This window comes from Sphingobium sp. MI1205 (assembly GCF_001563285.1).
Classification (GTDB): domain Bacteria; phylum Pseudomonadota; class Alphaproteobacteria; order Sphingomonadales; family Sphingomonadaceae; genus Sphingobium.
Genome location: NZ_CP005188.1, coordinates 2,709,156 through 2,725,347 on the forward strand (window position 1 = coordinate 2,709,156; position 16,192 = coordinate 2,725,347).

The 16,192-nt window shown below is 63.5% G+C and carries 22 protein-coding genes; 11 read left to right on the forward strand and 11 right to left on the reverse strand.

The window, feature by feature from the left end; translation table 11 throughout:
- Positions 1 to 69 precede the first annotated feature (69 nt).
- Positions 70 to 1,068, forward strand: coding sequence for a 50S ribosomal protein L11 methyltransferase (locus K663_RS13330; protein ID WP_062118432.1), 999 nt, complete (start codon positions 70 to 72; stop codon positions 1,066 to 1,068).
- Positions 1,069 to 1,219: 151 nt separating this feature from the next.
- Positions 1,220 to 1,939: a dienelactone hydrolase family protein gene (locus K663_RS13335; protein ID WP_062118435.1), complete on the forward strand. Its 720-nt coding sequence runs from the start codon at positions 1,220 to 1,222 to the stop codon at positions 1,937 to 1,939.
- Positions 1,940 to 2,044: 105 nt separating this feature from the next.
- On the opposite strand, the gene K663_RS13340 is transcribed toward K663_RS13335, so the two are convergent.
- The 3 genes from K663_RS13340 to K663_RS13350 form a co-directional block, all read right to left on the reverse strand.
- The gene (locus K663_RS13340) at positions 2,045 to 3,241 is read right to left on the reverse strand and encodes an FRG domain-containing protein (RefSeq protein WP_158511186.1); all 1,197 of its coding nucleotides are present in this window, start codon (positions 3,239 to 3,241) and stop codon (positions 2,045 to 2,047) included.
- Between the two features lie 219 nt (positions 3,242 to 3,460).
- Entirely contained in the window at positions 3,461 to 4,591 is a 1,131-nt protein-coding gene (locus K663_RS13345; protein ID WP_062118441.1) for a M14 family metallopeptidase, read from the reverse strand.
- Positions 4,588 to 5,184, reverse strand: coding sequence for a hypothetical protein (locus tag K663_RS13350; protein ID WP_062120918.1), 597 nt, complete (start codon positions 5,182 to 5,184; stop codon positions 4,588 to 4,590). The genes K663_RS13345 and K663_RS13350 overlap by 4 nt, the downstream gene beginning before the upstream one ends.
- Positions 5,185 to 5,385: 201 nt before the next feature.
- On the opposite strand from K663_RS13350, the gene ykgO reads away from it, so the two are divergent.
- Both ykgO and K663_RS13360 read left to right on the forward strand, forming a co-directional pair.
- A complete protein-coding gene (ykgO, locus tag K663_RS13355; RefSeq protein WP_004210176.1) occupies positions 5,386 to 5,511 on the forward strand; it encodes a type B 50S ribosomal protein L36 in 126 nt (41 codons plus the stop codon).
- Entirely contained in the window at positions 5,512 to 6,144 is a 633-nt protein-coding gene (locus K663_RS13360; protein WP_062118444.1) for an HAD family hydrolase, read from the forward strand. It begins immediately after the preceding gene.
- Here K663_RS13360 and pyk read toward each other — a convergent pair.
- Positions 6,128 to 7,579: a pyruvate kinase gene (gene pyk, locus K663_RS13365; RefSeq protein WP_083535976.1), complete on the reverse strand. Its 1,452-nt coding sequence runs from the start codon at positions 7,577 to 7,579 to the stop codon at positions 6,128 to 6,130. The genes K663_RS13360 and pyk overlap by 17 nt on opposite strands.
- 106 nt (positions 7,580 to 7,685) lie before the next feature.
- Here pyk and K663_RS13370 point away from each other — a divergent pair, with 106 nt between their 5' ends.
- Together K663_RS13370 and K663_RS13375 are read left to right on the forward strand one after the other, a co-directional pair.
- A complete protein-coding gene (locus K663_RS13370) occupies positions 7,686 to 7,985 on the forward strand; it encodes a DUF1244 domain-containing protein (RefSeq protein ID WP_062118446.1) in 300 nt (99 codons plus the stop codon).
- A gap of 45 nt (positions 7,986 to 8,030) precedes the next feature.
- Complete coding sequence (locus K663_RS13375) at positions 8,031 to 8,273, forward strand: DUF2312 domain-containing protein (protein ID WP_062118448.1); 243 nt, start codon at positions 8,031 to 8,033, stop codon at positions 8,271 to 8,273.
- 7 nt (positions 8,274 to 8,280) lie between these two features.
- Here the strand turns inward: K663_RS13375 and K663_RS13380 are convergent, their stop codons facing one another.
- Positions 8,281 to 8,940, reverse strand: a complete 660-nt coding sequence (locus K663_RS13380; RefSeq protein ID WP_145902276.1) for a hypothetical protein — start codon at positions 8,938 to 8,940, stop codon at positions 8,281 to 8,283.
- A 36-nt stretch (positions 8,941 to 8,976) separates the two neighbouring features.
- Here K663_RS13380 and K663_RS13385 point away from each other — a divergent pair, with 36 nt between their 5' ends.
- The 3 genes from K663_RS13385 (at position 8,977) to ruvC (ending at position 10,663) form a co-directional block, all read left to right on the forward strand.
- Positions 8,977 to 9,303 carry a heavy metal-binding domain-containing protein gene (locus tag K663_RS13385; RefSeq protein WP_174525906.1) on the forward strand — a complete coding sequence of 109 codons (327 nt, stop codon included), beginning with the start codon at positions 8,977 to 8,979 and terminating at the stop codon, positions 9,301 to 9,303.
- A 67-nt stretch (positions 9,304 to 9,370) separates the two neighbouring features.
- Positions 9,371 to 10,114 carry a YebC/PmpR family DNA-binding transcriptional regulator gene (locus tag K663_RS13390; RefSeq protein WP_062118452.1) on the forward strand — a complete coding sequence of 248 codons (744 nt, stop codon included), beginning with the start codon at positions 9,371 to 9,373 and terminating at the stop codon, positions 10,112 to 10,114.
- Between the two features lie 57 nt (positions 10,115 to 10,171).
- Positions 10,172 to 10,663, forward strand: coding sequence for a crossover junction endodeoxyribonuclease RuvC (gene ruvC / locus K663_RS13395; RefSeq protein WP_062118453.1), 492 nt, complete (start codon positions 10,172 to 10,174; stop codon positions 10,661 to 10,663).
- A 117-nt stretch (positions 10,664 to 10,780) separates the two neighbouring features.
- On the opposite strand, the gene K663_RS13400 is transcribed toward ruvC, so the two are convergent.
- The 5 genes from K663_RS13400 to K663_RS13420 form a co-directional block, all read right to left on the reverse strand.
- A complete protein-coding gene (locus tag K663_RS13400) occupies positions 10,781 to 11,059 on the reverse strand; it encodes a DUF2218 domain-containing protein (protein WP_062118455.1) in 279 nt (92 codons plus the stop codon).
- Between the two features lie 5 nt (positions 11,060 to 11,064).
- A complete protein-coding gene (locus tag K663_RS13405) occupies positions 11,065 to 11,712 on the reverse strand; it encodes a PadR family transcriptional regulator (RefSeq protein WP_335339069.1) in 648 nt (215 codons plus the stop codon).
- A gap of 144 nt (positions 11,713 to 11,856) precedes the next feature.
- Positions 11,857 to 12,411, reverse strand: a complete 555-nt coding sequence (grpE, locus tag K663_RS13410; RefSeq protein ID WP_062118462.1) for a nucleotide exchange factor GrpE — start codon at positions 12,409 to 12,411, stop codon at positions 11,857 to 11,859.
- Positions 12,408 to 13,451 carry a heat-inducible transcriptional repressor HrcA gene (gene hrcA / locus K663_RS13415; RefSeq protein WP_062120923.1) on the reverse strand — a complete coding sequence of 348 codons (1,044 nt, stop codon included), beginning with the start codon at positions 13,449 to 13,451 and terminating at the stop codon, positions 12,408 to 12,410. Before hrcA ends, grpE begins: the two co-directional genes overlap by 4 nt.
- Positions 13,452 to 13,495: 44 nt before the next feature.
- On the reverse strand, positions 13,496 to 14,005 hold the full coding sequence (locus tag K663_RS13420; RefSeq protein WP_062120926.1) for a DUF6438 domain-containing protein: 510 nt from the start codon (positions 14,003 to 14,005) through the stop codon (positions 13,496 to 13,498).
- Positions 14,006 to 14,102: 97 nt separating this feature from the next.
- On the opposite strand from K663_RS13420, the gene rph reads away from it, so the two are divergent.
- Complete coding sequence (rph, locus tag K663_RS13425; protein WP_062118464.1) at positions 14,103 to 14,819, forward strand: ribonuclease PH; 717 nt, start codon at positions 14,103 to 14,105, stop codon at positions 14,817 to 14,819.
- An 88-nt stretch (positions 14,820 to 14,907) separates the two neighbouring features.
- Complete coding sequence (gene rdgB / locus K663_RS13430) at positions 14,908 to 15,537, forward strand: RdgB/HAM1 family non-canonical purine NTP pyrophosphatase (RefSeq protein WP_062118467.1); 630 nt, start codon at positions 14,908 to 14,910, stop codon at positions 15,535 to 15,537.
- Between the two features lie 17 nt (positions 15,538 to 15,554).
- Here rdgB and K663_RS13435 read toward each other — a convergent pair whose 3' ends face one another.
- Positions 15,555 to 16,133: a CAP domain-containing protein gene (locus tag K663_RS13435; protein ID WP_335339095.1), complete on the reverse strand. Its 579-nt coding sequence runs from the start codon at positions 16,131 to 16,133 to the stop codon at positions 15,555 to 15,557.
- Between the last annotated feature and the right edge of the window lie 59 nt (positions 16,134 to 16,192).

A 16,192-nucleotide genomic window follows, 5' to 3' on the forward strand; every position in this document is an offset into this window, starting at 1 on the left:
GAGCGGTCTACCGCTCGCCCGTTCCGCACCCGCTTCCCCTCCCCTCATCAAAGTTCTAAGGGGCGCGGCATGACCGACGCCGCTTCACCCGCCGCCCAAAGCTGGAAAGTCACCCTGCCCTGCACCCGTGCGGAGGCAGAGGCGCTGGACGGCGACATCGCGGCCTTCGCGCTGATGGACAGCCCGCCCGTCCTGATGACCAGCGAAGCGACCCCCGACGACGACAATGCCTGGCGCCTCGACGCCTATTTCGAAGGCCAGCCAAGCCCCACCGCGATCAAGCTGCTCCGCACCCTCGTCCCCAGCGCCGCTGGCACGAAACCGTTGATCGAACAGTTGCCGGACGAGGATTGGGTGACGCTCAGCCAGCAGGGCCTTGAACCCGTCACCGCAGGCCGCTTCCACATCCGCAATCTCGCCACGGACCCGCAGCAGCCCGGCCACATCAATTTCCTGATCGAAGCGGGCCGCGCTTTCGGCACTGGCCAGCATGAAACCACCGCAGGCTGCCTGCTGATGCTCGACCAGATGCGCCGGATCGGCATGCGCTTCGGCAATGTCGCGGATGTCGGCACCGGCACCGGCCTGCTCGCCTTCGCCGCGCTGCACCTGTGGCCCCGCGCCTATGCCACCGCGTCGGATATCGACCCGATCGCCGTCGATATCAGCGCGCAGAACGCCGCCGCCAACCGCATCCCGCTCGGCCGGGGTCAGGGCCAGCTCGCGCTCTACACGGCAGCGGGCGTCGATCATCCCGCCATCGCCACCCGCGCGCCCTACGACCTGCTGATCGCCAACATATTGGCAGGCCCGCTGATCGAACTCGCCCCCTCGCTCTGCGCGCTGGTCGATGAAGGCGGCTCCATCCTGCTCGCCGGATTGCTGAACGAACAGGCCGACGCCGTCCTCGCCGCCTACCGCGCGCAGGGCATGCGCCTGGCCGAGCGCACCGATCGCGGCGACTGGCCCACCCTGCGCCTGCGCAAGCGCCCCGCCATCGGCTGGAAACGCCCCCGCCGCATCGACCGCCAGGCCCGCGGCGAAGCGCCGGGTTTCGGGAGCTTGTGACAGCCAAAGCCTGACGCTTTCATCCCGTCACCCCAGCGCAAGCTGGGGTCTCTGGCCACATCGCACGCCCTCTCCCAGGATCCCAGCTTCCGCTGGGATGACGGAGGGCATTCATTTATGACGGGGGCCTCACCACTCAAGCGAGGCCGCCATGACCATCACCCGCCGCGTCACCATCCATGAAGGCCCCGGCGGCACGTTCGAAAGCCTCGCCGTCTTCGACAGCGCAGCGCAAGGCCCCAGCCCCGGCATCCTCCTCTTCCCCAACGTCCTCGGCACAAAGGAAGCCGACTTCGCCTATGCCGAAAAGGTCGCGGCACTCGGCTACACCGTCCTCGTCACCGACCTCTATGGACAGGGCAAGCGCACCGCGCGCGCCGACCCGGACATGGGCCGCTACATGGCCGAACTCAACGCAGACCGCGCCCTGCTGCGCGACCGGCTGACGGCGGCGCACGCCCTGCTCAAGTCACTCGACGAAGTGGACGAAGGCCGCACCGCCGCAATCGGCTTCTGCTTCGGCGGCAAATGCGTGCTCGATCTGGCCCGCAGCGGCGCGGACATAGCGGGCGGCGTCAGCTTCCACGGCGTCTATGACGCCCCGCCCTTCCCCAATGCCGCCATCAGCGCCCGGCTGCTGATCTGCCACGGCTGGGAAGACCCCATCGCCCCGCCGCAAGCCACCGTCGCCCTCGCCGAAGAACTGACGCAGGCAGGCTGCGACTGGCAGATCCACGCCTATGGCCACACCGGCCACGCCTTCACCGACCATGCGGTGAACATGCCCGACAAGGGCCTTGCCTACAGCGCCGACGCCGATCGCCGCAGCTTTCGTTCGATGCGGGATTTTCTGGGGGATTTGTTTGGGTGAGGGGTTTGGCCGGTTGCGGACTATCGCTTTAGGGGACAAATATAGGGATAGCTACCGTTCGAGGCCAATCCACCGTGGAAGTTCGCTATCCGAGCGGCAGACGGTTCACTGACTAGGCGGGGCGAACAGGCGACTGCGCATGTCGCGGCATATCCCGTCTAAGCCGGGGAACAGCGAACCATAGGTGATGCCCATCAATTCAAGCTCGCGCATAATTTGCGGCTTGCTCTGAATCGGCAAGTCGCAGGCGGTCAGGTAGGACATCCCGTCCGCATCTTCGCGCCCCCGGATAAACGCTTCCACGTCCGCGACGTTAGTGACAGTTGAGATTGCCTGTTGTGGCGCGTGACGCGGATTACCAGTCGGCATAGACTCAACGACTACGAGCTGGTTCGGGGCCGGATCTACAATGAACCCAAGTCTACCGTATCTATTCGTCCAAGCAACACGGTCGAATATGAAGATGCGGGGCGAGACGTTGTTCTCGATCGCCTCCTGAAAGGCGAAGTAGGCTGCGACGAACGGCGAATAGGACCAGTCCAACATCGGTGTGGGATAGCCGTGGTGCTGAAGAATGCTCCATATCGCTGTATTATGTTGCAAATTGCCCAACTGTAATGGGTATTTAAGATGTTCAGCGACCGTGCCGAAAAGAAGCTCAATGTCTTGAGTGATCCAGAGGTTCAGGTTCTTGCGCCATGTGCGGTGAAATGTGGTAGCAAGCTTGAATGGCTGGCGTTGTCCGCGGAAGATAAAATTGCGGGGATGTTGCCCGGTCGCCCAATGACGGAACTGGTCCCACGAGGATAGATCGTTTCTAGGGGTTAGGACAGATGCACCATCAGGGTCTGACAACTCCATCGTAATGACGCCTTGCTGACGCTCGTTGGCAACGGACTGCTTCTGCACTAAGCGTAATACACGTTTCGCTACGCCGGATGTGTCTGTTGGGCCCGGCGAGGCACCCGACCAAGTGACGATTAGCTCCGCACCGATTGATGAAAACTCAACATCAATTTCAGGTGGCATCCCGACATCATAATTAGCCGCGATATGCGCTTCCGCATCCCGCCTATGTTCTGCGGTCATCACCCCGCCAGCCGGATATAGATAGATCGTTATGACCTTTGTCCGAAGGGGCTGACCTTTGGCCAAGTTTATATCGAATAGGAAACCTGGTAGATTGCCATTGTCGTAGAAGAGGTATCCGCGTCCGACTAAGCCGAAGCCCCTATCCTCAATCTCAATCCTCAACGTCGCAGGTAATTCCCCATCAATCCTGCCTATCCACTGTCCGATCATGTGCCCTCCGAAAGAGGGCATCATGAGCATTCGGGCTGGAACTTCAAGCGCTCTAGCTGCCCCTCGATCAGCGCCGCGCGAAGCTGTCCGATTATGAGCGGTCAAGCTGGTCTATCTCGCGGCTGACTGCCATCGCGAGTTCAACTGAACGAATGTCGGCAGCCGAGGTTTGGTCTGAACTTCTCGAACGACCGATTTTGCCTCCCTACCCCACCCCCCTCAAACGTCCCCAATCATCTCCGCCAGCACGCCCAAACAATCCTTCGCCAGCTGCATCGACCGCGCGGGGGACCAGCCGAACTCGGCGTCCGGCAAATCGTCATTATCCTTGAACGGCATTTCCAGCGTCATCGCCACCGCGCCAAAACGCTGGGCGACCTGATTGGTGGACATGGACAGGTTCGCCTTGCCCGGAGCGGAAGAGGGATAGCCGCGCTTCGTCTGGAAATCCGGCGTCCGCGCCGCCAGCGTGTCGCGAAAGCGGGTATAAAGGGTCTGCTGCTTGTCGGTCAGCGCGGGAATCCCTTCAAACCCCGCCAGGAACACCGCCGGGATCGCCTCGTCCCCATGGACGTCCATGGCGAAATCAACGCCCGTCTCGTCCATCGCGGCCCGCACCAGAAATACCTCCGGGCTACGCTCCATCGACGGCTCATGCCATTCGCGGTTCAGGTTCACGCCCGCCGCGTTGGTGCGCAAATGCCCCCTGCGGCTGCCATCGGGGTTCATGTTCGGCACGATATGGAACGTCGCTTGTCGGCGCAGCAGCCGGGCGACCGCATCCTCTTCGTCGCACAGCCGCTCCAGCGCGCCTTCCATCCACCATTCGGCCATGCTCTCGCCCGGATGCTGCCGCGCATAGAGCCACACCTGCTTTGGCCCGTCCCCCACGCTCAGCAGGTCCATCGGCTGCCCATCCAGCGTCACGCCCAGTTCGCGGTGCGCCACGCCCGGCTGGCACGCCGCCCACGCGATCAGGTCATGGTGCCGCTCCATCGAATAGGGCGCGAAATAGGCCAGCCAGACCGCGTTGACGTCGGGCGACAGGCGGATGGTCAGCGTGCCGTTGGCATAGCTGGTGTCCGCCTGCGTCCAGTTTTCCCGATCCTCGCTGACCCGCGCCCTGTAATCCGGCCAGCCATCGGGATAGGCCGACGTCCCGCAATTGGTGATGGCCAGCTCCACCTCGCGTCCCGCCACCCCCGCGACGCGGAAATGGAACCATTGATAGAAGTCGCTCTGCCGGTCCTTGACGATCTCCAGTTCCGCCCGGACGCTGGCGCCGCTGTCGATGATGGAACGAACGCGAATATTGCCGCTGTCGAAAGCGCTGCTGATCGAAATGGTCATTTGACCGTTATAGTGCGCCCCGATTCGCCCGGATAGCCCCCGATGAGCGCGCTCGCGAGCTTTTGCGCGGCGATGCCTGGCTGGGCTGCGGGCGTGCCTTCGCGCGCCTGGCTCACCGCCCGCCCTTCCCACAGCGCCGCCGAATCGGCGCGGCGGCGGATCTGCACCTGCAATTCTGTCGTCACCATATCCTTGGGGCGGCCCGACAGGTTGATGCCGATGCCCACGCCCATGCCGGAAAAGCCGCCACTGCCCACGCCGCCGCCGACGCCCACGCTCACCGGCCTGCCGTCATTGCCATAGCCGGTCGGGCGGAAGCTGCGGCGCAGGCCGACCAGCGCGACATAGTCGCTCCGCGCGCCCGCCGACGCCGGGGCGAATCCCACGCGCTGCAATTCCTGCTCCACGGCCGCTGCATAGGTGCGGAATTCCAGTCCCGCGTCCGGGTTGTCGGGCATTTCCTCCACCGCAATCGTGCCGCTGCGCGCCGGATTGCCGACATGGAACCGCGTCACTTCAACCGGCGGCACCGCCGTGGCGCAGCCCGCCAGCGACAGGGCCAATGCGGCGGGGAGGAGGATTTGCTTCATCATCATGCTTGTCTCCGACAGGATGCGTCCGCCATACACGACGCCGCGCGGCTTTTCCCTTCAAACATGTGAAGCCACGCCTTTGCTGCATGGCGAATGAACGGGGCAAAAGTACGGCCACCCGCCCTTGACTTTCGCCTGCCCCGCCCATAGGGGCTGCGCTTCGATTTTCCGATCACGCAAGATTCATCAAAGGCTGGTTCCATGAAGATCCGCAACTCGCTCAAGTCGCTCAAGGGCCGTCACCGGGACAACCGCGTGATCCGCCGTCGCGGCCGCACCTATGTCATCAACAAGACCAACCGCCGCTTCAAGGCCCGCCAGGGCTGATTGGCTGCGGGCATCGCCGCCGTCATCTTCGACGTCGGCAAGGTCCTCTACCATTGGGAGCCTAGGCTCCTCTACGAGCGCCTGATCGATGATGATCGGGCGCTCGACGCGTTTCTGCGCGATGTCGTTTCGCCGGAATGGCATTTTCAACACGACATGGGCCGCCCCTTCGCGGCAACCAGCGCCGAACTGATCGCGCGCCATCCCGAACATGAACCGCTGATCCGCCTCTGGGGCGAACGCTTCATCGACAGCGTCCAGCCCGCGATTCCCGGTATGGCCGAACTGGTCCGCGACCTCCATGGCCGCGGCGTTCCCCTCTTCGCCCTCACCAATTTCAGCGCGGAATTCTGGACGCCCTTCCACGCCCGCGAAGCCGCGCTCTTCGCGCATTTCCGCGACATCGTCGTGTCGGGCGTGGAACGGATCGCAAAGCCCGATCCCGCGATCTACCGCCTGGCGCTCGACCGATTCGGCCTGCGCGCGGAAGAGACGCTGTTCATCGACGATCGCGAAGACAATATCGCGGCGGCACAAGCGCTCGGCATCCACGGGCACCTGTTCCGCGACGCCCCCACTCTGCGCCGCGACCTGACCGCGCTCGGCCTGCTCGCGCCTATTCCCGGCCTTTAAGCTCGTCGCCGTGAATGGCGGCGACATGCAGCACATTGGTCGATCCCGGCGTGCCAAAGGGCACCCCCGCCAGCACGACGATCTTGCCCCCCTTGCGCGTCATGTCGTGCCGCAACGCCATGCGCCGCGCCTTGCCGATCATTTCCTCGAATGTACCGACATCCTTGGTCCGCACCGCATGCACGCCCCAGGTCAGCCCCAGCTTGCGCGCCGTGTCCAGCCGTGGCGTCAGCGCCAGGATCGGCGTCAACGGCCGCTCGCGCGCCACCCGGCGCACCGTGCTGCCCGACAGGGTGAAGCATGTGATGGCGCTCGCCCCCACGACCGACACGATGCCCGCAGCCCCTTCCGCCAGCGCATCGGCGGTGGTCGCGTCCGGCTTGGTCTCCGTAAAGTGCAGCCGCGCGACATAGCCGGGGTCGCGCTCCACGCTGTGCGCAATGCTATCCATCATCGCCACCGCCTCTTCGGGCCAGTCGCCCGCCGCCGTTTCCGCCGACAACATGATGGCGTCCGCCCCGTCATAGACGGCCGTCGCGACGTCGGACACTTCCGCACGCGTCGGCGTCGGCGCCTTGATCATCGATTCGAGCATCTGCGTCGCCACGACGACAGGACGCCCCATGCGCCGTGCCGCCGCCACGATCTGTTTTTGCAGCGGCGGCACGGCCTGCGGCGGCAATTCGACACCCAGGTCGCCGCGCGCCACCATGACGCCATCGGCCAGCTCGATAATCTCCTCCAGCCGCTGCACGGCGGCGGGTTTCTCGATCTTCGCCATCAACGCGCCATGCCCACCCATCAGCTTGCGCGCCTCGGCCAGATCCTCGGGCCGCTGCACAAAGCTCAGCGCGATCCAGTCGCACCCGTGATTGACCGCGAAGCTCAGGTCGCGCCGGTCCTTGTCGGTCAGCGCAGGCACGGGCACGACCACGTCAGGCACATTGACGCCCTTGCGGTTGGACAGGGTGCCCCCAACCTCGACGATCGTGTCGATGCGCCCGTCCGTCACCGCCTTGACCCGCAACACCAGCTTGCCATCGTCCAGCAGCAACCGGGTTTCGGGCAACAAAGCCTCGTAAATCTCGGGATGGGGCAGGTTGACCCGCCGCGCATCCCCCGGCTCCTCGTCGCGGTCCAGCACGAAAGGCGCGCCGGTTTCCAGCACGGCCAGCCCGCGCTTGAACGTGCCGACGCGCAGCTTGGGCCCCTGAAGGTCGCCCAATATGGTCGTCGGTCGGCCAAATTCCTTTTCCAGCCCGCGAATGATGGCAATCCGCGCGGCATGATCCTCATGCGCGCCATGGCTCATATTGATGCGGAAAGCGTCCGCCCCGGCGACGAACAATGCCCGAATCACCTCGGGCGTGTCGCTCGCGGGGCCAAGGGTCGCCAATATGCGGACCTTGCGCGAACGGGGCGGCAATTTTGTCATTCCCAAATGGCTCCTGACCGTCATGGGCGCCTCTGCTTTGCCAGGGCGTCGTTTTCGATTATCCGTGCTGCACGACAGGATGATGTAGATCAGCGAAAGGATCGCCGTGGCCGACACCATACTCACCGATACAGTTGCCGCAACCGCCTTCCGCCGGTTGATCGCGCATTTGCAGCATCGCACGGACGTCCAGAATATCGACCTGATGGGCACGGCGGGCTTCTGCCGCAACTGCCTGGCCGACTGGATCGCGGAGGCCGACGGCACGCTCAACCGCGATCAGGCGCGCGAAATCGTCCACGGCATGCCTTTTTCCGAATGGAAACAGCGCCATCAGGGCGAAGCGACCCCCGAACAAATCGCAAAGATGCAGGAGAGTGTGGCGAAGAACGCCGACAGCCATTAGGAGCAGTCGCCAACCCGATTCACATTCTTTCTGGAGATTTGAAATATGAGCGAGGGCAACGTCGCCGCCGATCAGCTACGCCTTCTCATCGAGCGCATCGAGCGGCTCGAGGAAGAAAAGAAGGGCATCGGCGACGACATCAAGGACGTCTATCTGGAGGCGAAGGCTACCGGCTATGACGCGAAGATCATTCGCCAAATCATTCGCCTGCGGAAAATGGCGCCGCACGACCGCCAGGAAATGGAAGCAGTCCTCCAGACCTACTTGGCCGCGCTGGGAATGGAATAACCGCGCATCAATCATCACTGTCCCGATGCGCCCGCCGATAAAGGTCGAGCGCGTCGGGATCGCCTCGCCTCAGCTCCTGACCAAGCTTTTTCAGGTCAACGACAAGAACCGAAAACTCCTTCACCGTTTCCTCCATCACGCGCAGCGCGATGTCGAGGAACCAGAAAAAGCCAAGCTTGGCTTTTTCAATTTCCTGTTCGGACACCGCCAGATCCCTGATATTTTTAGGATGCGTGATCCGGTTTCGCATCTTGATGGCGTCTTTCAGATGCATCCATCCGACCCCGCCGAAATCGACATCCAGATCGGGGCAGATGGACTGCGCAATTCTGGTCGTCAGCCTGATTATCGCCGTTAGCGATGTATACCGGGCCTGTTCGACAATTTCTCCCTGCTCGCTGACGGAAAACGACGCCTCGGCCAACGCCATTTCAATAAACGGCGTTGTCGCATCGAACTCTTTCGCCACTGACAGGACATGCACCCTGTAAATCCAGGATATTCCTTCGGCCGCGGAAATGATTGTTCTCAACAGATTCCGCCGATCCGTCGGCGAAGCCGAGAGCGCGGCAAGATCAAGAGCATGCTGCACATCCCCCGCCAGCAGCCGGAGAAATTCCGTATGCTCTCTTTCCATAGCTTCGCCCCTTTGTAAGATGCCGCCCATAGCCAATCCGCGCTTCGGTCCGAAAGGGATGTTTGCATGTCCGAGATCATCGTCAGCACCACCAGCCGTCTGGAAGGGCGGCCGGCCAAGGAATATCTCGGCATCGTCACTGGCGAGGTGATCGTGGGCGCCAACCTCTTCCGCGATCTTTTCGCCAGTGTGCGCGACATCGTCGGCGGCCGTTCGGGCGCTTATGAGGATGTGCTGCAACGCGCCCGCGAACAGGCGATCGGGGAAATGCGCATGCGGGCCGCCACCCTTGGCGCCAATGCGGTGGTCGGCGTCGATCTCGATTATGAGGTGCTTGGCTCCAACGGCTCCATGCTGATGGTTTCCGCCTCGGGCACGGCGATCCTCGTCTAGTTGCGCTTGGCAGACGCGCCCGCTAGAGAGCGCCCTTCGGACAAACAGACAAGTTTAGGAGCAGGCCGTGGCCGGCCATAGCAAATTCAAGAACATCATGCATCGCAAGGGCGCGCAGGACAAAAAGCGTTCCTCGATGTTCTCCAAGCTCAGCCGCGAAATCACCGTGGCCGCGAAAATGGGCATGCCCGACCCGGACATGAACCCCCGCCTCCGCCTGGCGGTCAACGCCGCCAAGGCGCAGTCCATGCCCAAGGACAATATCCAGCGCGCCATTGACAAGGCGCTGGGCGGCGACATGGAGAATTACGAGGAAATCCGGTACGAGGGCTACGGTCCCGGCGGCGTCGCGATCATCGTCGAGGCGCTGACCGACAATCGTAACCGCACCGCGACCAACGTCCGCACCGCCTTTTCCAAGAATGGCGGCAATCTGGGCGCGTCCGGCGCTGTTAGCCACGGTTTCGACCGCATGGGCCTCATCACCTATCCCGCCGCTGCGGGCGACGCTGACGCCATCTTCGAAGCGGCGCTGGAAGCAGGCGCGGACGACGTGTCGTCGAACGATGACGAACATGAGATCTGGACCGCCATGGACGCGCTCCACGAAGTCGCCAAGGCGCTGGAAGCCAAGCTCGGCCCGGCCGAAGGCGCCAAGCTCGCCTGGAAGCCGCAGACCACCGTCGAAGTCGACGAAGCCAATGCCGCCACGCTGATGAAGCTGGTCGATACGCTGGAAGATGATGACGACGTCCAGACCGTCTGGGGCAACTATGAAGTGTCCGACGCGGTCATGGAGAAGCTGGGTTAAGATGATCAGCAAAGCCCCTCCCCTTCAGGAGTGGGGGGGCTATAGCCTGGCCAAACAATGATCATCCTCGGCCTCGACCCCGGCCTTGGCACCACGGGCTGGGGCGTGATCGCCGCTGACGGCAATCGCCTCTCCCACATCGCCAACGGACAGATCAAGACGGACTCCGCAATGCCGCTGGCGAGCCGCCTGCTGGTGCTCGATCTCGCGCTTGCCGACCTCATCCTCGAACATCAGCCGGGCGGCGCGGCGGTGGAGGAGGTGTTCGTCAACGTGAATCCGCAATCCACCCTGAAACTGGGCCAGGCGCGCGGCGTCGTGCTGCTCGCCGCGTCCCGCTCCGGCATGGAAGTCGGCGAATATGCCGCCCGCCTTGTCAAGAAGTCGGTCGTCGGCGTCGGCAACGCCTCAAAGGATCAGGTTCACGCCATGGTCGCCCGCCTGCTACCCGGCGCGAAAGTCGCGGGGCCGGACGCTTCGGACGCACTCGCGGTCGCCATCACCCACGCCCACCACCTCGCCAGCGCACGCCGCATACCGCGCGCCTGACCTCATCTCCCCGTCATCCCAGCGGGCGCTGGGATCTCGCGGTGTGGCTCGACCTCCACATCCCAAAGCCGTTCGTGTCGAGCGAAGTCGAGACAAGGGAAGCGCTCCTCATCCCCCTTACCCCCAATCAAGCTGCAAAGGCGCTTCCCGAAACGCAAAGCGGTCGAGATGCTCCGCCACAACCTGCTTGAACCGCTCGACGTCAGCATCCTCGTTCGGCTCGATCGTCACGGCCAGCACATCCGCCCCGGCCGCCAGCCGGATGGCGCCTATCGGCAGCGCGACCACGCCCTGCTCCGCGTCGAACGCCGTCTCGAACTTGTGCCCCCAATGCTTGCATAGCTGCTGAAGGTAGCGGCCGCCCTGCGTCGTCGGCACATTTGCTGTCAAGGTCATGGTAATCAGAGCCTTTCGATCTTGGTTGCGGCCTCGTCGATCAGCGATGCGACGTCGAACATCGTCTCCCGGTCCGCTCCCTCACGTTCCAGCCGCGCCCGCACGGCAATCGACAGATTGTGCATCGCCCGCCGGATCGGCGCGCCATCGACCTGCTCGGCCTGCTGCGCCAGCGACGTCAGCCGCTCCATCGCCTCCTTCAGCGCGTTCGCATTCTCGCCCAGATGCGCCCGGCCCGCTTCGCTGATGGCGAACAGCTTGCGGCTACCCGCGCCCGGCTGTTCGGCGATCAGGTCCATGTCGGCCAGCATCGTCAGCGTCGGATAGACCACGCCCGGACTGGGCGCATAGGCTTCCCCCGACCGGCTCTCGATCTCGCGGATCAGGTCATAGCCGTGGCGAGGGGTCTCGCTCAGCAATTGCAGCAGGATCAGCTGGAGCGAGTCGTTGCTGAACAACCGCCGCCGGCCGCCCCGGCCACCGCCGCCGCCGCCGCCGCCGCCGCCGCGCATCGACCCACCGCCAAAGGAACCGTGCCCTGCGCCAAACGGCCCGTGTCCTTCACCATGCCGACCATGTCGGCCACCCATCGCCGCGAAATGCGCGTGGACACCACTGCACCGGCGGGCCTCCCTATTCATAAAAGCGTGCATAATATTATTCCATATGTCGAAGATGTATTACGATATATCGTTGATTCGAAAAAAGTCAATCCAACCAGCTATTTCATTCACGAAAAAACCCTCCAGCCCAAAGGGCCGGAGGGTCAATAGCTCCCAGAAATGGGCGTTTTCTGGTCAGTCCGGCTTCTTCGCCACACTCACCAGCGCCGGCCGCAACAGCCGGTCCTTGATCATATATCCCGCCTGCATCTCAACCAGCACCGTTCCCGGCTCGACCTCATCGGATGGCACTTCCATCATCGCCTGATGCTTGTTGGGGTCGAGCGGCTGCCCGACGGAAACCAGCTTCTCAATGCCGTTGCGCGCAAAGACATTCTCCAGCTCGCGGCCCGTGGCTTCCAGACCGGCAACCAGCCCTTTGAACTTGTCGTCTTCACGCAGATCCGCCGGGATCGCCTGCAACGCGCGGCCCAGATTGTCGGCGACCGACAATATGTCGCGGGCAAACGCCGTCGAGGCATAGGACCGGGCGTCCGCCAGCTCCTTTTCCAGCCGCCGCCGGACATTCTGCGTTTCGGCATGGGCATAGAGAACGTCCTGCTTGGCCGTCGCCAGCTCGGCCTCCAGCGAAGCGATACGCTCCGCCGCAGCGTCTCCGGCGGGCGCGGCGTCCTCGGGCAGTTCGTCCACGATTTCGGTATTTTCGATATTCTGCTTGTCTTCGCTCATCTCATCAATCTCGACAACGTCTGCGCAGTGAAGTCCACCATGGGGATCACCCGCGCATAGTTCAAGCGCGTGGGGCCAATGACCCCGACCACGCCGACGACACGGCCATCGCCGCCACGGTAAGGCGCGGCTATGACCGAAGAACCGGACAGGGAAAAGAGCTTGTTTTCCGATCCGATGAAGATTTTCGTCGCGCTCCCCGCCAGCGCGTTTTCCAGCAGGCGTGAAATCTCCTGTTTACCTTCCAGCTGCTCCAGCAACTGCCGCACCCGTTCCAGGTCCGCCGCGGTGCCGTCATCCAGCAAATGCGCCTGCCCCCGGACGATCAGCACCGGCCGATCATCGGCATCCTGCGACCAGACCGCGATCCCCCGTTCCACCAGCTCGCGCGCCGCGCCGTGCAACGCCGTCCGCTCGCCCTCCATCTCCCGCTGCAGCGCTTCGCCCGCTTCCCGCAGCGTCATTCCAGCAAAGCGCGCCGACATGAAGTTGGCGGCTTCGTTCAACATCACCGGCGTCACGCCCCGCGGCATATCCAGCACGCGGTTTTCAACCGATCCGTCCTGCCCGACCAGCACGGCAAGCGCCTGCCGATCGTTCAACGGCACAAAACCGAATTGCCGCAGCACCGGCTCACGCTTTGGCACCATCACGATCCCGGCGCAGGCGGAAAGGCCGGACAAGGCGGCGGTGGCGGCTGACAGGGCTTCCTCGATCGGCCCGCCTTCGACTACACCCGCCTCGATCGCGCGCCTTTCCTCGATAGATGGCTCAGCCGCCTGCATCATGCCATCAACAAAAAGGCGCAGCCCGGTTTCGGTCGGCATCCGCCCCGCAGAAGTATGCGGCGCGGCCAGCAGCCCCAGTTCCTCAAGATCCTGCATGACGTTCCTGATCGACGCGGGCGACAGGCTGAGCGAGGCGATCTTGCTGATGGTGCGCGAACCCACGGGCAAGCCGGTGCCGAGATAGCTCTCGACCACCACGCGAAAGACGTCGCGCGCCCGCTCATTGAGTTCTGTAACCGGTGTGACCGCCATGGCCATCTATCTAGGCAAGCAATCGGCCGCACTCAAGTCGCGCACTAGCGGCGGCCTGTCGGCTTTACCATGGCGTCGATGTCCAGCATCCGGGGGATCGAAGCGATCGCCGCCCGCAGCTTGCCATAGGCAGCGTCGCCGCATCCCGATTGAAACTCCAGCCGGGTTGGCGGGGCCTCTGCCCTCAACCATTCAATCGTGTAACCGGGCATGTCGGTCGCGAAGCGCCTGCAGTTTTCGCCATGCGTGATTCGCTTGGTTGTCCCGGCAGGCGGGCGGAACTGCGCCAGCATTGCTCGGAAACGGCGATATTGCGGGCGCGTCACCGTAAAGCGGGTCGCGCCGGGGACGGCCGTGAACCGCTCCGGCTCAATCAGGCCGGAACCGTCCGGCGTCACGCGCAGGCTATAGATGGGGCAGGTGCCGAAGCAGGGACCAGCGGAAAAACGAATCGTATCCCCCCCCGCGACCGGCTTTTCCAGCTCGGGGCGCTCCTGCGTGCATCCCGTCAAAAGGGCCGCACCCGTCAAAATCATCGTCCATCGGAGTTGCATGCCAGACTTCCTATCATCTTTCGCGCGTATCGCCACTGGCATGACGCCACGCCCGGCGCTAAGCCCCACCGACTGACCGCTTCGGAGAAACAAATTTATGCGTCCTTCCGGCCGCGCGCCCGACCAGATGCGCGACATCACCATGGAGCCCGGCTTCACCATTCATGCAGAGGGCAGCTGCCTCGTCAGCTTCGGCGACACGCGGGTGCTGTGCACCGCATCGGTCGAGGAAAAGGTGCCCCCCTTCCTGCGCGGCAAGGGCTCTGGCTGGGTCACGGCGGAATATGGCATGCTGCCTCGCGCCACCCACACCCGCGGCAGCCGCGAAGCCGCCAAGGGCAAGCAGTCGGGGCGTACCCAGGAAATCCAGCGGCTTATCGGTCGCTCGCTGCGCACCGTCGTTGACCTCAAGAAACTGGGCGAACGCCAGATCGTCGTCGATTGCGACGTCATCCAGGCCGATGGCGGTACCCGCACCGCCGCCATCTCGGGCAGCTGGGTCGCGCTGCGCATCGCCATCGACAAGCTGCTGGCGTCCGGCGCGCTCAGCGAAGACCCGATCGTGCAGAAGGTCGCGGCGATCAGCTGCGGCATCTATAACGGCACGCCCGTTTTGGACCTCGACTATGCCGAGGACAGCAATGCCGAAACCGACGCGAACCTGATCCTGACCGGTGACGGCAAGTTCGCTGAAGTCCAGGCTACTGCGGAAGGCGCGGCTTATGACGAGGAAGAGCTGCTCCGCCTGCTTCGCCTCGCCCGCATCGGCTGCGCGCAGATCTTCGCGGCGCAGGACAAGGCGACCGGCCGCTAAGATCCCGGTCTCCGTTCGTTTCAGGCGTGCCGGGAAATGGATATCCGCTTCTCGACACGCCCCCGGCGAACGGCAATAAGGACAGATAATGAGCGACGACTTCGGACAGGAACAGGCGATCCGCAAGCTGGCCCCGGGCAAGCTGGTGATCGCGAGCCACAATCCCGGCAAGGTTCGGGAGATCGGCGAACTGCTGGCTCCCTACGGCATAGAAACCGTGTCGGCGGCGGAGATGGACCTGCCCGAACCCGAAGAAACCGGGACCACCTTCATCGCCAACGCAGAGCTGAAGGCGATGCAGGCGGCCGACCTGTCGGGGCTGCCTGCGCTGGCCGACGACAGCGGCCTTTGCGTCGAGGCATTGAACGGCGATCCGGGTATTTTCTCCGCCCGCTGGGCCGGCGAAACGAAGGATTTCGGCATCGCCATGAAGCTGGTCTGGGACGCGATCGAAGCCAAGGGCCCGAACGCGGGTCACGGCGCGCATTTCATCTGCGCCCTCGCCCTGGCGTGGCCCGACGGTCATGTCGAAGCGTTCGAAGGGCGGGTCGATGGCACGATCGCCTGGCCTCCGCGCGGCGACAGGGGCTTTGGCTATGATCCGATCTTTCAGCCACTGGGCCACGCGATCACTTTCGGTGAGATGGAGCCTGCAAAAAAGCATGCGATGAGCCATCGCGCCGACGCATTCGCGCAACTGGTTGCATCGATATTCTGAAGAAGCGCCGGGGGCGCTTACTCGCCCCCGCTCGCGAACTGGGATCCGCGCGGGCTGTCGTCGGCGTCCAGCGGGCCTTGGCCGAAATTGTTGCCAGCCGGAAAATAGCGGCAGACGAGATATTCGTAATTCTGCCCGTCCGCCAGCGCGCAGCCCAGCTTACGCGTGCCGCGCCAGATCATCTGCGTATAATGCCCCACATCCTGCCAACGTCCCGAAGTGCTGATATTGGGCAGTTTGCCGCCGCGCCGGAACAGCCGCTTTTCATCCAGAAATGCGCCGATCATGACATCATATTCGTACAGCCGCCGCGGACCCATCCAAAGATTTTCGCCACTTGGAACAGAACGGGATGAACGCGGCGAATGCTGAAAATGATTGGTCACCGCCATCTGCCGGGCATAGCGCGCGGCATCTTCTGCAAGCGCATTGTCCCAACTGAGCAGCGGCAGGCCTAGCGATTTCCGCTCATCATTATGCATGCCCAGAATGACACCCCGGAGCAGGTCGTCGTCGCGATCGGCTTCTTTCATGCCATAGTAGGATGCGGACATCACCCTTTCCGACTGCGCGGCCTGATGCCCCGGCATCGCCATGGCGCTGTCGGCAATGATGATGGCCGCACCAGCGATTGCTAGCCGCGCGGTCCAAAGCC

Coding starts and splice junctions, on each gene's coding strand:
- K663_RS13335 (WP_062118435.1), top strand. CDS start 1,220: ATGACCATCACCCGCCGCGTCACCATCCATGAAGGCCCCGGCGGCACG.
- K663_RS13435 (WP_335339095.1), bottom strand. CDS start 16,133: ATGGCGATGCCGGGGCATCAGGCCGCGCAGTCGGAAAGGGTGATGTCC.
- K663_RS13400 (WP_062118455.1), bottom strand. CDS start 11,059: ATGACCTTGACAGCAAATGTGCCGACGACGCAGGGCGGCCGCTACCTT.
- hrcA (WP_062120923.1), bottom strand. CDS start 13,451: ATGGCGGTCACACCGGTTACAGAACTCAATGAGCGGGCGCGCGACGTC.
- K663_RS13330 (WP_062118432.1), top strand. CDS start 70: ATGACCGACGCCGCTTCACCCGCCGCCCAAAGCTGGAAAGTCACCCTG.
- K663_RS13345 (WP_062118441.1), bottom strand. CDS start 4,591: ATGACCATTTCGATCAGCAGCGCTTTCGACAGCGGCAATATTCGCGTT.
- ykgO (WP_004210176.1), top strand. CDS start 5,386: ATGAAGATCCGCAACTCGCTCAAGTCGCTCAAGGGCCGTCACCGGGAC.
- K663_RS13420 (WP_062120926.1), bottom strand. CDS start 14,005: ATGCAACTCCGATGGACGATGATTTTGACGGGTGCGGCCCTTTTGACG.
- rdgB (WP_062118467.1), top strand. CDS start 14,908: ATGAGCGACGACTTCGGACAGGAACAGGCGATCCGCAAGCTGGCCCCG.
- K663_RS13385 (WP_174525906.1), top strand. CDS start 8,977: ATGTCCGAGATCATCGTCAGCACCACCAGCCGTCTGGAAGGGCGGCCG.
- K663_RS13350 (WP_062120918.1), bottom strand. CDS start 5,184: ATGATGAAGCAAATCCTCCTCCCCGCCGCATTGGCCCTGTCGCTGGCG.
- grpE (WP_062118462.1), bottom strand. CDS start 12,411: ATGAGCGAAGACAAGCAGAATATCGAAAATACCGAAATCGTGGACGAA.
- K663_RS13375 (WP_062118448.1), top strand. CDS start 8,031: ATGAGCGAGGGCAACGTCGCCGCCGATCAGCTACGCCTTCTCATCGAG.
- ruvC (WP_062118453.1), top strand. CDS start 10,172: ATGATCATCCTCGGCCTCGACCCCGGCCTTGGCACCACGGGCTGGGGC.
- pyk (WP_083535976.1), bottom strand. CDS start 7,579: ATGACAAAATTGCCGCCCCGTTCGCGCAAGGTCCGCATATTGGCGACC.
- K663_RS13340 (WP_158511186.1), bottom strand. CDS start 3,241: ATGATCGGACAGTGGATAGGCAGGATTGATGGGGAATTACCTGCGACG.
- rph (WP_062118464.1), top strand. CDS start 14,103: ATGCGTCCTTCCGGCCGCGCGCCCGACCAGATGCGCGACATCACCATG.
- K663_RS13380 (WP_145902276.1), bottom strand. CDS start 8,940: ATGGGCGGCATCTTACAAAGGGGCGAAGCTATGGAAAGAGAGCATACG.
- K663_RS13405 (WP_335339069.1), bottom strand. CDS start 11,712: ATGCACGCTTTTATGAATAGGGAGGCCCGCCGGTGCAGTGGTGTCCAC.